The sequence below is a fragment of the Lutibacter sp. A64 genome (genome assembly GCF_022429565.1).
GTDB lineage: Bacteria > Bacteroidota > Bacteroidia > Flavobacteriales > Flavobacteriaceae > Lutibacter.
The window spans coordinates 1,998,965-2,014,771 of record NZ_CP092487.1; the positions used below are offsets into that span (position 1 = coordinate 1,998,965).

The 15,807-nt window shown below is 33.3% G+C and carries 8 protein-coding genes; 2 read left to right on the forward strand and 6 right to left on the reverse strand.

The genetic code is table 11. The features are described 5' to 3' along the window. The first annotated feature begins 95 nt into the window (after positions 1 to 95). Positions 96 to 1,270, forward strand: a protein-coding gene (locus MKD41_RS08385; protein WP_240241930.1) for an IS3 family transposase whose coding sequence is annotated in 2 segments (ribosomal slippage) — positions 96 to 345 and positions 345 to 1,270 — 1,176 coding nt in all. Because the reading frame shifts where the segments join, the coding sequence is not laid out codon by codon here. Between the two features lie 402 nt (positions 1,271 to 1,672). Further along, positions 1,673 to 2,056 carry an HU family DNA-binding protein gene (locus MKD41_RS08390; RefSeq protein ID WP_240244981.1) on the forward strand — a complete coding sequence of 128 codons (384 nt, stop codon included), beginning with the start codon at positions 1,673 to 1,675 and terminating at the stop codon, positions 2,054 to 2,056. Between the two features lie 3,964 nt (positions 2,057 to 6,020). Here the strand turns inward: MKD41_RS08390 and gldN are convergent. The 6 genes from gldN to topA all read right to left on the reverse strand — a co-directional run bounded on the left by gldN (position 6,021) and on the right by topA (position 14,375). Next, positions 6,021 to 6,923, reverse strand: a complete 903-nt coding sequence (gene gldN, locus MKD41_RS08395; RefSeq protein ID WP_240244982.1) for a type IX secretion system protein PorN/GldN — start codon at positions 6,921 to 6,923, stop codon at positions 6,021 to 6,023. Positions 6,924 to 6,933: 10 nt separating this feature from the next. Next, positions 6,934 to 8,463: a type IX secretion system protein PorM/GldM gene (gene gldM / locus MKD41_RS08400; RefSeq protein ID WP_240244983.1), complete on the reverse strand. Its 1,530-nt coding sequence runs from the start codon at positions 8,461 to 8,463 to the stop codon at positions 6,934 to 6,936. Positions 8,464 to 8,512: 49 nt separating this feature from the next. Continuing rightward, positions 8,513 to 9,166 (reverse strand): T9SS inner membrane protein PorL/GldL, encoded by a 654-nt coding sequence (gene gldL, locus MKD41_RS08405; RefSeq protein ID WP_240244984.1) that lies wholly within the window; start codon positions 9,164 to 9,166, stop codon positions 8,513 to 8,515. Between the two features lie 29 nt (positions 9,167 to 9,195). Then, positions 9,196 to 10,557 (reverse strand): type IX secretion system lipoprotein PorK/GldK, encoded by a 1,362-nt coding sequence (gene gldK / locus MKD41_RS08410; RefSeq protein ID WP_240244985.1) that lies wholly within the window; start codon positions 10,555 to 10,557, stop codon positions 9,196 to 9,198. A 112-nt stretch (positions 10,558 to 10,669) separates the two neighbouring features. After that, positions 10,670 to 11,830 carry a formimidoylglutamase gene (locus MKD41_RS08415; RefSeq protein ID WP_240244986.1) on the reverse strand — a complete coding sequence of 387 codons (1,161 nt, stop codon included), beginning with the start codon at positions 11,828 to 11,830 and terminating at the stop codon, positions 10,670 to 10,672. A 46-nt stretch (positions 11,831 to 11,876) separates the two neighbouring features. Then, positions 11,877 to 14,375, reverse strand: a complete 2,499-nt coding sequence (topA, locus tag MKD41_RS08420; protein WP_240244987.1) for a type I DNA topoisomerase — start codon at positions 14,373 to 14,375, stop codon at positions 11,877 to 11,879. Between the last annotated feature and the right edge of the window lie 1,432 nt (positions 14,376 to 15,807).

Here is a 15,807-nt window from a genome sequence, read left to right on the forward strand (position 1 = left end):
CGGGATCTCATGAACTAAACTAAATGATGATTGGGGTGGAATACCTACATTTATAGTTACAGTTAAAACGGCTCATAAATTAATATATTTGAATTATGAGTAAAACAAAAAGGTACGACAAGGAATTTAAGATTATGTTAGTAGAATTAATGCTCTCAGGTCAGAGTGCAGAAGATTTGGGGAAAGAATATGGTGTCCATTCTGCAAGTATACGCAGTTGGAAAAGATCCTATTTATCAAACCGAGAATCTTTTACAGGTTCAGGAACTCCGAGCTTAACACCAGAAGAAAAAGAGATTCGAGAATTGAAAAGGCGTCTTAGAGATGCTGAGATGGAGAGGGATATCTTAAAAAAGGCGGTGAGCATCTTCTCCAAGAACGACAGGTAAAGTACAGGTTTATAAATAAACACAGTACCAACTATCCTGTTGAGAAGATGTGTAAACTTTTAAAAATTAGTAGAAATTCTTATTATCAATGGCTAAGAAATAGTAGTATTATCAGAGTCTCTAAAACAAGAATACTTAAAGCGAAAATTTATCAAATATGGAAAACAAATCGTAAAGTATATGGTAGTTATAAAATCACTAAAACCTTAGCTAGAGCGGGATATCATTATCATCCATCGTATATTTCAAGACTTATGCAGCAAATGGGAATTAGAAGCCAATCTAAAAGAAAATATGTAGTTACAACGAATTCTAATCATAATTATAACATCAGTCCTAATATATTGAATAGGAATTTCAACATAAAAGAACTTGGTAAGGTTTGGGTTTCTGATATTACCTACATTCGATGTAAAGACAAATGGATTTATTTAACTACTATGATAGATTTAGCTGATAGAAAGATTGTTGGATGGTCTTTAAGCAATGATATGACTGTAGAAAATACAGTTTATAAAGCCTGGGCAAGAGCTAGAAAAAACAGACCCATTTCAGATGATTTTATTTTTCATTCTGATAGAGGGGTTCAATATGCGTCAGGTAAAATGACTGCTATTTTTAGGCATAATAAAAAGATAAATCAAAGTATGAGTAGAAAAGGTAATTGTTGGGATAATGCAGTAGCTGAATCATTTTTTAAAACAATTAAATGCGAATTAATTTACAGAAGATCATTCAAAACCTTTATCCAGGCATATAGTCAAATAGATAGTTATATTCATTGGTATAATACTAAAAGAATACATCAGTCTTTAGACTATTTAACTCCTCTAGAAATGGAAATAATATTAAAAAATATCAAAACTAAACGAGCCGCTTAAAAATGTAATCTTTTTTGTAGGAATATCAGTAATAAAAAAAGATAGTGAGTAACTGAATTCAGCATGACGGGGTTATTTTGATTGAGGTTTTAAGTAATAAATCACTTCAATTTTTTTTTCAACAAACGGTTATTTATAAGCTATTTAGTGAAAAAAAAAAAAAAGTTATTAACAATCATTTTAATTTGTGCTACAGTTTACTATAGAAATTAACTATTAAATTACAGAAATTATAGTAATAAATCTATACTTGTAAAATTCATGAATAAAAAAATACTTTTATTGGTTTTTTTTTAAACAAAATGTTAATAAGTAACTTACTGAAGCAATGACAATTAAGTTGAATTATTATTAATTTAGCATTAATGTTGCAACGAAGCAACAGGTTAAATTTTAATAATCATGGTTTTTTTAAAAGCAATGGAGCGTCGCAATCCGCAAGACGTAAACGCGGACAACAAATTTTATGCTAAGGCTATTTCTCAAGGAGTGATAGATTTTGAAAGATTGGCATATTTAGTATCCAACCAATGTACAGTTCGTGAATCGGATTGTTATGCAGTGCTACGTGCATTAGAACATAACATTATGGATGAACTAAAACAAGGGAAGGTTGTACAACTCGGTGGTATCGGGAATCTTCAAGTAGGAGTATCTTCTAGAGGAGAGACGTTACCCGAGGAAGTGAGTGGAAACTCTGTTAAAAAAGCGCATATGAATTTTAGACCTGGTGCTAATTTAAGAGATATGCTAGAGGTAATGAAATACAAAATAATTGCTGGTTAGGACCCTAATTATTGAGTAGTATTTTTCAAGAAAATCCCGAGCTGTTCCCGCAGCTTGGGATTTTTTATGCCCAATTTTTAGCTATATTTATTAGTATAAATCTCAAAATCTATTTAATAAATTCGCTAAACTATACTAATAAATCTTTTGAACTATTAGTATAAATCTAAAAATCTATTTAATAGATAAAAAATTTATTAGTATAAATTTTAAAACACGAAGAAATACATTTTTTAGACGCTTTAATAGCTTTTTTAGTGTAAAAATGGAGTAAAAAAACACAATTACGGCTTTTATAAACAGACTTATTTTACCTTAATTAATAACAAATAAGGCTTTTTTATTAACATTTTAGAGTCGTTTTATGTAAAACTAAGGTGTTTTTTTAGATGTTGCTATGATTTTTCCGTTGTCGAAATGACAAAAAATTGCTTGTTTACTTCAATTTAAAAGCGATTTAAAACTATAATTTCCTACCTACCTTATCACAAAACACACTTCAACAAAACTTTAAAGGCATAAAAAAAACTCAATAAAAATGGTTAGGACCCTTAATTATTGAGTTGTATTTTTTAAGAAAATCCCGATTAGTTCCCGCTAATCGTTAAATTTAATAAAGTAAAAGTAAGCTATAGAATTGGTACTGACAATTTTTTTGTGTTATTTTTTTATAAGATTTAAGGAGGTTTAGGTTTTGGCTTTTAGCTATTTGTAACCGTCATCCTGAACTTGGTTCAGGATCTTATGATATTAGCTAAATGATGCTTGAGTTTTTTAAGTAACAGGTATGATATCGTCATTGCGAGGAAGGTACGACCGCGGCAATCTTTTGAATAATAGTTATAATTTTAAAAATCTTTTATTTTCATTTTTTCCATTGATGAAAAAACGAAACAAAAAAATCTAGTCTGATGATAATTTAATTGAATCTTACGGAAGTTACGCAGTCGACGCCAGACCGCTGCGCTATTTGGCTTACTCTTTCTGCTTCACTTCCTTAGATTGCTACTTAAATTCTCATAGGACGTTTTAAAATTCGTCATCCCGCAATGACGATCTATAATGAATTCCGTCATTGAGAGGAAGGTACGACCGCGGCAATCTCATAATATTTAGTTAGTATGTTAGTTAATAGCAAGTCGTCATCCTGAACTTGGTTCAGGATCTCATGAACTTAACTAAATGATGATTGAGGTTTCTAGATACAGATTGCCGCAGTTGTGTTTTCATTGCATTACAACACGCCCTCGCAATGACGGAATACACTTTACTTCGTCATTGCTGGATGGAACGTGAAGAAAATGTTCAGTGAACATTTTTAGTGATCAGGTCAGCCGGCGCCAGGGAAAAGCGACCGCGGCAATCTCTTGAACTTAACTAAATGATGTTTGGGGTTTCTAAGTAACAGGTTTGATATCGTCATTGCGAGGGAGGTACGACCGCGGCAATCTCTTGAACTTAACTAAATGATGATTAGAATTTCATTTCACTTGTTCATTTTTACTCATTCCTTAATTATTTGTTATTGTATTCGTGATGTACTACGCAGTTCCATTGATGAAAAACGAAATCGACGATAGGAGATTCACGAACTCCAAATAAATAATAAGGCAGGCGTGAGCTAACCAAAAAATCTAGTCTGATGATAATTTAATTGAATCTTACGGAAGTTACGCAGTCGACGCCAGACCGCTGCGCTATTTGGCTTACTCTTTCTGCTTCATTTCCTCAGATTGCTACTTAAATTCTCATAGGACGTTTTAAAATTCATCATCCCGCAATGACGAGCTATAATGAATTCCGTCATTGAGAGGAAGGTACGATCGCGGCAATCTCATAATATTTAGTTAGTATGTTAGTTAATAGCAAGTCGTCATCCTGAACTTAACTAAATGATGATTGAGGTTTCTAGATACAGATTGCCGCAGTTGTGTTTTCATTGCATTACAACACGCCCTCGCAATGACGGAATACACTTTACTTCGTCATTGCTGGATGGAACGTGAAGAAAATGTTCAGTGAACATTTTTAGTGATCAGGTCAGCCGGCGCCAGGGAAAAGCGACCGCGGCAATCTCTTGAACTTAACTAAATGATGTTTGGGGTTTCTAAGTAACAGGTTTGATATCGTCATTGCGAGGGAGGTACGACCGCGGCAATCTCTTGAACTTAACTAAATGATGATTAGAATTTCATTTCACTTGTTCATTTTTACTCATTCCTTAATTATTTGTTATTGTATTCGTGATGTACTACGCAGTTCCATTGATGAAAAACGAAATCGACGATAGGAGATTCACGAACTCCAAATAAATAATAAGGCAGGCGTGAGCTAACCAAAAAATCTAGTCTGATGATAATTTAATTGAATCTTACGGAAGTTACGCAGTCGACGCCAGACCGCTGCGCTCTTTGGCTTACTCCCGTTGCTCCACTTCCTTAGATTGCTAATTAAATTCTCATAGGACGTTTTAAAATTCGTCATCCCGTAATGACAAGCTATAATGAATTCCGTCATTGAGAGGAAGGTACGACCGCGGCAATCTCATAATATTTAGTTAGTATGTTAGTTAATAGCAAGTCGTCATCCTGAACTTGATTAGCTCCGCTGAATCTTCGATTTCAGGATCTCTTGAACTTAACTAAATGATGTTTGGGGTTCTTTAGGGGCAGATGCTGAAACAAGTTCAGCATGACGGTTATATTTTGATTGAGGTCTTAAGCAACAGATTGCCGCAGTTGTGTTTTCATTGCATTACAACACGCCCTCGCAATGACGGTTTTTAAAGAACGTCATCCTGAACTTGGTTCAGGATCTCATGAACTTAACTAAATGATGATTGGGGTTCTTTAGGGGCAGCTACTGAAACCGTAGGTTCACGAACTCTTTTAAAGGTAATAAAAAAAGATAGTGAGTACCTAAATTCAGCATGACGGGGTTATTTTGATTAAGGTCTTAAGCAACAGATTGCCGCAGTTGTGTTTTCATTGCATTACAACACGCCCTCGCAATGACGGTTTTTAAAGAACGTCATCCTGAACTTGATTAGCTCCGCTGAATCTTCGATTTCAGGATCTCATGAACTTAACTAAATGATGATTGGGGTTTCTAAGTAACAGGTTTGATATCGTCATTGCGAGGGAGGTACGACCGCGGCAATCTCTTGAACTTAACTAAATGATGATTAGAATTTCATTTCACTTGTTCATTTTTACTCATTCCTTAATTATTTGTTATTGTATTCGTGATGTACTACGCAGTTCCATTGATGAAAAACGAAATCGACGATAGGAGATTCACGAACTCCAAATAAATAATAAGGCAGGCGTGAGCTAACCAAAAAATCTAGTCTGATGATAATTTAATTGAATCTTACGGAAGTTACGCAGTCGACGCCAGACCGCTGCGCTCTTTGGCTTACTCCCGTTGCTCCACTTCATTAGATTGCTACTTAAATTCTCATAGGACGTTTTAAAATTCGTCATCCCGCAATGACGATCTATAATGAATTCCGTCATTGAGAGGAAGGTACGACCGCGGCAATCTCATAATATTTAATTAGTATGTTAGTTAATAGCAAGTCGTCATCCTGAACTTGATTCAGGATCTCATGATATTCACTAAATGATGATTGAGGTTCTTTAGTTGCAGATTGCCGCAGTTGTGTTTTCATTGCATTACAACACGCCCTCGCAATGACGGTTTTAAAGTAACGTCATCTAGAACTAGTTTAGTCTGAAAGTTGAGGCAATTAAGCGGAGTCGAAACCATTTTTTTAATTTGAAGGTTGGTTTTAAGTTCTTCAATCTTTCAATCCTTCAATCTTTCAATCCTTCAATCTTTCAATCTTTCAATCCTTCAATCTTTCAATCCTTTAATCTTTCAATCCTTTAATAATTAAAAAAAATCCCGAATTTGTATTAAAACAAGATTCGGGATGGTATTGTATTGTATGTTTAAAGCGTTAATAGCTCCACATATCTAGCTCTTTATTTCTAATTTCTTCTTTAATTCTATTAGATTCCATAACTTGGAATAAAGCATTACCTTTTACATACTCTGAAACTTCTCTATCTCCATATACATTTTCTTCTTGATAGATAATGGAATTAAACCTTCTCGCATTTAAAATATGATCATAAGAAATAGGGAATGCAGAATTTTTTGGGTTGAATACTTTCATTTTATGCAATAAATTTCGTGCATCTGGAAACCATACCCAAAATAAAGGCAATTGTTCGGCTATATTAATATCTTCTCTCCCCATAGTTTGTACATCTGGAGCGATTGGAGCCAATGCCAATAAACGGTATTTTAATTCTCCTTGACGTTTATCTATATACCAATAACCTTTTATTTTAAAGCCTTCAATATCTTGCGATGTTAAATTTATTTTATCAACATATTCATCAATATTAATAGCACCTGCATTTAATTCATCAAAACCAGCATCGGTGGTATCAACTCTAAATAGCTTAGCATTAATTTCTGCTTTTGTTAATTTTGCTGTAAAATAAGAATCGTCGTACACTTCGGTTATTTCACCCGATCTAATTCCTTTTAATAAGGTATCGAATAAAGATCTTCTATCACTTGCTACATTGGTGGTGTCTACTGGGTAATACAGCGGTAAGTTAATGCGCTCGTTAAGGTCTATATACTCCCAAACCATTTTAGACCATAAAATATCTCTATCATCTACATAGCCATATGGTAAAGGTCTATCATCATCAACAGCTTTTTGAGCAGCCGTTTTTTTACCAATATCGGAAGGACTTTTAGCATTTAAAAGATTAGATTGTGCGTACGTTGTTTGAAACAACACACACAATAAAATAAACATTCCAATATTTCTCTTATTTATCATTTATTTCAGTTTATTGAATTTCAACACTTACAGGTGAAGCGTTTTTTATTTTATATCCACTGTTTCCTACTAACGAAGATTTAATGTCAAATATTGTAACTACATCACCTCTTTTAGCTTTTGCTATCGATTTTTTTGCAGCAGAATTCATTTTATTCCCTCTAACAACAACAGCACCTTGCCCTGGTACTTTAAGTGTAAAACCAGTTGTTGAAAGTTTTAAATCAAAATCAAAGTCTGGTAATTGTACCCCAACCGTTGCATTTTCTAAACTAGATTTTGGCATTACTACGTGACCAGATTCTTTTCTTATAGTTCCTTGTGGTGAAGGAATGTCTTTAATTCTAAAATTTTGAGAAGAACTTACCGATTGTCCATTTGGCAATGTTCCAGAAACTTTAATTGTTACTTCTCTACCTGAACCTGGAGTCATTACATATTTTCCAGATCCTGATACACTGTTTAAACCCGGTGCAGTTGCTTTTACTAAATTGTCTGGAATTCCAGGAATAGAAATAGTCATTGGGTTTGGCACACCCCTATACACTACATTCATTTTATCCGCTGAAATTACAGCACTATTTGGTTTTGGAATTACGGCATAAGAGCTATTGATAGCAATTTCTACCGGTTCTCCATTTTCTATAAACACAAATTTACCTTTTACTTCGCGTTCTCCAACACTACCTGCAGGAAAGTCTAAAACCGCACCACCATCTTCTATTTTAGTAATTGTTTTTCCGTTTACTATTACTTCTGAAGGTTGTAAAGAAGCGTCATAACGACCTAAAACTACTTTTCCTTTAAAATTTTCACCTTGAAAAAAGGCAGATTTTTCTGGAATTAAGATTGTTTTGTAGTTAGACATTGAAACATCACTTTCTAATTGACCACCTAACAGACTGCTATAAATTTCAGATTCTGTAGTTTTAACATCCATTTGCATAGACGTTAAATTGGTTACGGTAGAAATTAAAGGAAAGCCTTCGTATCTATTGTTTAACCAAGGTTGCGTACCAGCGCCCTTTTTTTGGTCTGAAGTATCGAAACGTTTTTTAATAACAGCGCTTAACGGATTGTTTTCGCCTAAAATGCTTACAACTTCATCTTTATAGCCATTAATTTGATCTAAAAATTCTTGACCTTCTTCTGTAAATTTATCATTTGCAAAAAAATGTTCGTCCACAAGATTTGATTGATCCATACTTTCGTAATTTTTTGGATCTTCTTGTTTTTCTAAAAAGAAAGCTTTTTTAGATTCTAAATAACTTGTAAAATCTTTTGATAGTTGATTAATGGTATTTGCTTTTTGATACAAATCGCCATATTTTTCTGGTTGTTCTTGTGCTTTTGTAGCTAAGTTGCTAAGTGTTTGGGTGTTTTTTTGTGTAGCTGTTAAATTGTTTTCAACTAGCTTTTCATTCATAAAACCGAAAGCTGATAAAACTTCTTTAGACATATTCATTGCTAACATAGCAATAAACACTAAATACATTAAGTTTATCATCTTTTGCCTTGGTGATAATTTACCTGAAGCCATTTTTAATTAGTTTTTTTTGATTAATAATTTATTTACAATAAACAACTAATTATTTATTAGACATTGCAGATAACATACCTCCATACACACCATTTAACGATGATAAATTAGTAGCTAACGACTCCATTTGTTCTTTTAATTTTCCAGCATTTACGGCAACTTGCTCATTTATTTCAGCTTGTCGGCCTGTGCTGTCTAATTGTACTTTATACAAACTATTTAACGACTCCATTTGTGCAGCAGCTAAAGATAATTGCTCGCTATATTTAGTAGTTGCAGCAATAGAATCTACTGCTGGAGCAATATTTTCTGCAGCTCCTTTAAAGTTTTTAATACTTTCTCCTAAGCTTTGCATTAAATTAGCATCTAATTTTGCTTCTTTAAGCATGGCGTCTAATTTTTGAGATAAAAGACCTTCTGTTTGTGTAGCTTCTTGAATTGTTGCTTTTTCTCTTGCAGAACCACTACCACCAGCTAATTCTGGATAAACAAGCGACCAATCTAAATCGTCATCAACGGGTTCAAAAGCTGAAATTGCAAAAATAACTGCTTCTGTAATTAAACCAATTGCTAGCATTACACCACCTGTTAACGGGCCAATACTATAGTGTGTTAATTTAAAAAGTGCCCCAATAATTACTACTGATGCTCCAAGCCCATAGGCCATATTAAATATTTTCTTGGTTGCTTTTGATTGTGCCATAATTCGTAATGTTAAAGTTTTAAAGTTTGTTAATTTCCATTTATATCTGTTCCTAAATAATCTTGTACGGTTCTAAAGCCAATATAACTTCTAGCTGAATCTGCATATTCATAATCACGTGTGCTTACTTCTAAAAAATAAGCAACATCTTTCCAAGAACCTCCTCTAATTACTTTTCTATGATTTTTATCTATTTCTACATTTGGATTCATAGTAGACCCAATATAATATGACGCTTCACTGTAAGCAGTGTTCGTCCATTCGGCAACGTTTCCAGACATATTGTATAAACCATAGTCGTTTGGTGGATATGATTTTGCTTCAACAGTGTACAAAGCACCGTCAACCGCATAATTACCTCTTGTAGGTTTAAAGTTTGCTAAGAAGCATCCTCTATCTGTAGTAAGGTAAGGATTTCCCCAAGGGTACGTTGCATTTTCAAGACCGCCTCTAGCAGCATATTCCCATTCGGCTTCTGTTGCCAATCTAAATTGTGGTACTTGTGTAGGATTTCTTTTTGAACTTAAATAATCGTTTTTCTTTTTAGTTCTCCATCTACAAAATGCTTTTGATTGCATCCAAGTAACACCAACAACAGGATAATCGTTATAAGCTTGGTGGTAAAAATAATCTTGATGCATTGGATCGTTATACGAATATTTAAAATCACGTACCCAAACAGTGGTATCTGGATACACATTTACAGTTTCTTGTTTTATAAAATCTCTTCTGTTTCCTTTATTTCTGGCAGCAGCTTCTTGATCTAACCAATAATAAGTGAACTTTAATTTTTCTACATTTAACATTCTTCTACCTTCAAAACTATCTTCAATAGGTGTTAAAATAGAATCAATCATTACTTCGGCATATTCTTCACTAGGAAATTCGTGTACATTCCAAATAATTTCTTCGTCCCAATTTAGCATTTTACCTTGGGTTGGAGAATTTAAATCGCCTAAGCTACCGTAAGTTTTCATCATATATTTTTGATATGGAGACATATCGGTAGAGTCAATATTTAAAAACTTGTATTCTTCTAATACAGGTTCTCCATCATAAGACATTAATTCTGAGAACAATGCTAGTTCTGTTCTAACAATAGAATCTCTTACCCAATATACAAATTCTTTGTACTCGCTATTTGTAATCTCTGTTTCGTCCATATAAAAAGGACGTACAGTTACAGTTCTGGCTGGGGAGTTAAGTGAACCTGCAACGTCTTCACTTTGCTTACCCATTGTAAAAGATCCACCAGGGATTAGTGTCATACCCAACGGTCTTTCTGAATGCCAATTACCGGAACCTCTTACCCCTACTAATTCTCCTTGATCATTTGATCCGCAACTGACTACCACTAATGCTAGTAAAATATACAATGATATTTTCTTCATATTAATTTATAATTCTTTTGGCAAACGTATTACTAATTATTTTAAAATACAATATTTAATTTAATCAGTTTTAAACTTAAAAAGATGAATTTTAGTATGTAACCCTTCTTATTTAGTTTAATTTTTTATATGTTCGCATCCATCTTTCAGGAATTTCTTGGTTACTTGCACTTATATAATCTTGATATGTACAAGGTATTAACGCATGTCTTTTAAATTTATTATTATTACTTATTTCAATTTCCATCCACCAACGCCCACTTTTGTTGCTTTTATAAAAATTTAGCAACTCATTTTCTATGGGTACAATAAATTTTTGGTACTGATCTTTTAATCCAAATGGATAATCATGGGCTCTAAAATTAAACCCTTCTATAAAATACCAAATCATTTGAGCGATTAATTGCGCCGATTGATTTTTAGTATCTAACAATGGATTGTATTCATAAATACCAAAGGATGTTACCTTATCACTAATACCTGCATAACGTGCTATTGCACAGATATCAGTTCCTGAAAGTCCATTAGGCCCTGCATTGTTATTGGCTGGCGATTCGGCATTTTTTACAGAAGCCATATCTATACTTACAATATCTGCATCTCTTAAAATAGGCTCTACTATTTGAATTGAATTTAAAACTTCGCCCAATCTACAGGTATCAAAATAAAGGCTACTTAACAAATCTATTTCGTCTTGTGAGTTAAAATAGGTTTGATACCCAATATTACAAAAATTAAATAAATTATTTGGCGGATTCATAACCACTCTACTTAAATACGATTGTGAATTTAAGTCGTCTTCTATAGAACCTAAATCAAACTTACTATCTACAGCAACAATATTAACCGTTTGTTCTAAAGTATCGTAAGCTCTGTAATTTGCGTAGGTAATATCTTGTCCGCCTCCAATAATAATTGGAATAATTTTATTTCTTATTAAGTAATTGGTAAGTTCATTTACTGCAAAGTAGGTGTCTTCTATGGTATTTCCTTGTACAATATCTCCTAAATCGGCAACATTTATAGGCCAATTGCCAGGAAATAATTTATACAATTCTTTTCGTATTGGTTCTAAACTAGACCCTGTTTCCGAATTGTTTACCGCAGCTCTACCGTCTAAAACGCCTATAATTGCAATTTTTGTAGTAGTTAAATCCGGAAAATCACCTTTAGTAGCGTATATCTTAATACATTGACCAAACGAAAGATTGGATTGCATTTTAGCATAATTCACTAATGAATTATCTACGGGATTAAGATAATCAAAATTCATTCTTAGGGGTTAAAGTAATCTAATTGTTGGCAAGATAGTAAAAAATTTATTTTTTGGTAGATTTTCTTTTAGTTGTTTTTCGTTTAGTTGCTTTCTTTTTTGGTGCTTTCTTTTCAATAATGTCTTTTACCTCTTCTAAAGTTAAATTTTTAGCATCGGTTGTTTTTGGCATTTCTATTTTAATTTTTCCTTTTAAAATATTAAATCTACCCCAACGTGCTTTTTCAACTCTAATACCTTCTTCTTCCCAATTATGAATTACTTTTTCAATTTCTTTTCGCTTTTTATCTTCAATTAATTCTACAAGATTTGCTTGCGTTAAGTTATCAAAATCGTATTTTTTATTGACATTGATAAACATATTGTTCCATTTGATAAAAGGTCCAAATCTACCTACACCTTTTTGTATTGGCAAGTCTTCATAACTACCAATTGGGGCATCGGCTTTTTGTTTTTCTTGAATTAACTCAATAGCTCTGTTAACATCTACAGACATTGGATTTTCATCTTTTGGAATAGATACAAACATAGTATCGTACTTAATATAAGGTCCAAATCTACCATTGGCTACTACAATATCTTTCCCTTCATAACCACCAATAGTTTTAGGAAGCTTAAACAAGTCCATTGCCTCTTCATAAGTTATGGTTGTTAAGGTTTGGTCTGGTTGTAAACTTGCAAATCTCGGTTTTTCTTCATCTGTAGCCTCTCCTATTTGCACCATTGCTCCAAATCTACCCAAACGCGCATATACATTTTTACCACTTTTAGGATCTACACCTAATAAACGCTCACCTTTTGCTCTATCTGCATTTGCTGCAACATCTTCTACTATTGGATGAAAATTATTATAGAAATCTTTAATCATAGAAATCCAATCTTCTTTTCCTTCTGCAATTTCATCAAAAGCAGATTCTACTTTTGCTGTAAATCCGAAATCTAAAATATTTGAAAAATTCTCTACTAAAAAGTCGTTTACTATATTTCCAATATCTGTTGGCACTAATTTTCCTTTGTCTGAACCTACTTTTTCGGTTAAAACTTTAGAAACCACCTTATTTTTGGCTAATTTTATTTGTGTATAATCTCTATCTACACCTTCAATAGTTCCTTTTTCTACATATTCTCTACGTTGAATTGTTGAAATGGTTGGTGCATAAGTAGACGGACGTCCAATTCCTAATTCTTCTAATCTTTTTACCAAAGAAGCCTCAGTATATCTGTATGGCGGTCTAGAATACCTTTGGGTTGCCACAATATTTTTATTTATTAAGGCATCTCCTTTTGTTAAATTAGGCAACATTCCTTCTTGCTCTTCATCTTCGTTATCTGTACCTTCTAAATATACCTTTAAAAACCCTTCAAACTTTATCATTTCACCGTTAGCGGTAAAAATAGTAGTGTTGTTAGAGTTCGAAATTTTAACATTTGTACGTTCTAATTGCGCATCGCTCATTTGTGAAGCAATGGTTCTTTTCCAAATTAAATCGTACAGCCTATCTTGATCGTAATCTACAGAAACTGTATGCTGATCCATAGATGTTGGTCTAATGGCTTCGTGAGCTTCTTGCGCTCCTTTAGATTTAGAAGTAAAATTTCTTGGTTTGCTATAAGCCTCGCCATAAGAAGCAATAATTTCTTCTTGTGCCGCATTTTTAGCATCGTCAGATAAGTTTACACTATCTGTTCTCATATACGTAATTAAACCGGCTTCATACAAACGCTGTGCAATCATCATTGTTTTTGCAACAGGAAAATACAACTTTCTTGAAGCTTCTTGCTGCAATGTTGATGTTGTAAATGGTGCTGCTGGCGATTTTTTAGCTGGTTTTTTTTGTAAATCTTCAACTTTAAAATCAGCACCAATACACGAGTTTAAAAATGCCTCTGCTGCTTCTTTAGTATCGAAACTTTTTGGCAAGTTCGCTTTAAATTTTTTACCTTCAGAATTGGTGAATTCAGCAACAACTTTATAACTTGCTACTGGTGTATATGCTGTTATTTCGCGTTCTCTTTCTACAATTAGTCGAACCGCTACAGATTGTACTCTACCTGCAGATAAACCTCCTTTTATTTTTCTCCATAACACAGGCGATAATTCATAACCCACCAACCTATCGAGCACTCTACGTGCTTGTTGTGCATTTACTAAGTGGTAGTCTATACTTCTTGGATTTTCAACAGCTTTTAAAATTGCCTTTTTGGTAATCTCGTGAAAAACAATACGTTTTGTAGCAACATCTTTTAATTTTAATTGCTCAAATAAATGCCAAGCAATAGCCTCTCCCTCGCGATCCTCATCCGAAGCCAACCAAACAGTATCTGCTTTTTTTGCTAAACTTTTTAGTTTTTTTACAACAGCTTTTTTATCTGTAGATACTACATAATTTGGCATAAAGTCTCCTTCTACATTTATTCCAATTTCTTTAGAGGGCAAGTCTGCAATATGTCCAAAACTAGATTCGACTTGAAAATCTTTACCTAGAAATTTTTCAATTGTTTTTGCTTTTGCTGGTGACTCTACTATTACCAAATTTTTTGCCATATATCTGTTCTTTTTTCATAAAAAACACCTGTTACCTATAATGGTGTTTAAGAATTGCAAATGTATATAAGATTTTTAAAACTTATCAAACACCATACATTAAAAATAAATAAAACGCCTCTTAACCCCTATATTTACTAAGAAAACTATTTTTAATTTTAACATTCTATTTGCAATAAATAAGATTTTTTTCTTAAATATTATGTTAAAATAATAAGGTATCTACAATTAAAAAAGCATTTTTTGGGCTTTAAATTGAGGATTTGTTAATGTTTTTACTTATTGAAAACCGTTGTCCCAAACCTACCGTTATTCTGAATTTATTTAACTCTACTGAATCTGGGATTTTGGGATCTCATGAAGTTTGGTTTGAAAATCGAATACATCGGCGGCTGAGCGGAGTCGAAGCTTTTTTGTTTTTAAGTTAGAAAGTCTGAAAGTCTAAAGTTGAAAGTTGGTTGTAAGCTGTGGGCTTTTGGCGGTTGGCTTCCGTCATCCCGAACTTGATTCGGGATCTCATGAACTAAACTAAATAATGATTGGTATTTCATTATAGACAGATGCTGAAATGAATTCAGCATGACGGTTATATTTTAATTGCGGTTTTTAAGTAACGTCATCCTGAATTTAGTTACTCACTATTCATTATTATTTTATAAAAAGGTGTTCGTGAATCTCCGATTTCGGGATCTTATGATTATAATTAAAATGCTTAAACATTTTTTATTTTATCTTATTTTTCATTTTTTCCATCGATGAAAAAACGAAATCGACGATAGGAGATTCACGAACTCCAAATAAATAATAAGGCAGGCGTGAGCTAAACAAAAAAATCTAGTCTGATGATAATTTAATTGAATCTTACGGAAGTTACGCAGTCGACGCCAGACCGCTGCGCTATTTGGCTTACTCTTTCTGCTTCAATTCCTTAGATTGCTACTTAAATTCTCATAGGACGTTTTAAAATTCGTCATCCCGTAATGACGAGCTATAATGAATTCCGTCATTGCGGGATGGAACGTGAAGAAAATGTTCAGTGAACATTTTTAGTGATCAGGTCAGCCGGCGCCAGGGAAAAGCGACCGCGGCAATTTCTTGAACTTAACTAGATGATGTTTGGGGTTCTTTAGGGGCAGATGCTGAAACGAGTTCAGCATGACGGTTATATATTGATTGAGGTCTTAAGCAACAGATTGCCGCAGTTGTGTTTTCACTGCATTACAACACGCCCTCGCAATGACGGAATAAAGTTTAACCCGGCCTATCGAAAGTTTATCGTAAAATGTGAAGTGAAGACATCGTAAAATTTTAGGCTGTTTGAGCTAACAATAAATTTGATAGCTAGCTAAAAATATTAAAAGCGAGTTCCTAAAATTTAGATGTTGAACAAAACATTTAGATAAAGTTTCGTAAGCCTAGATTTTTTGGTTCG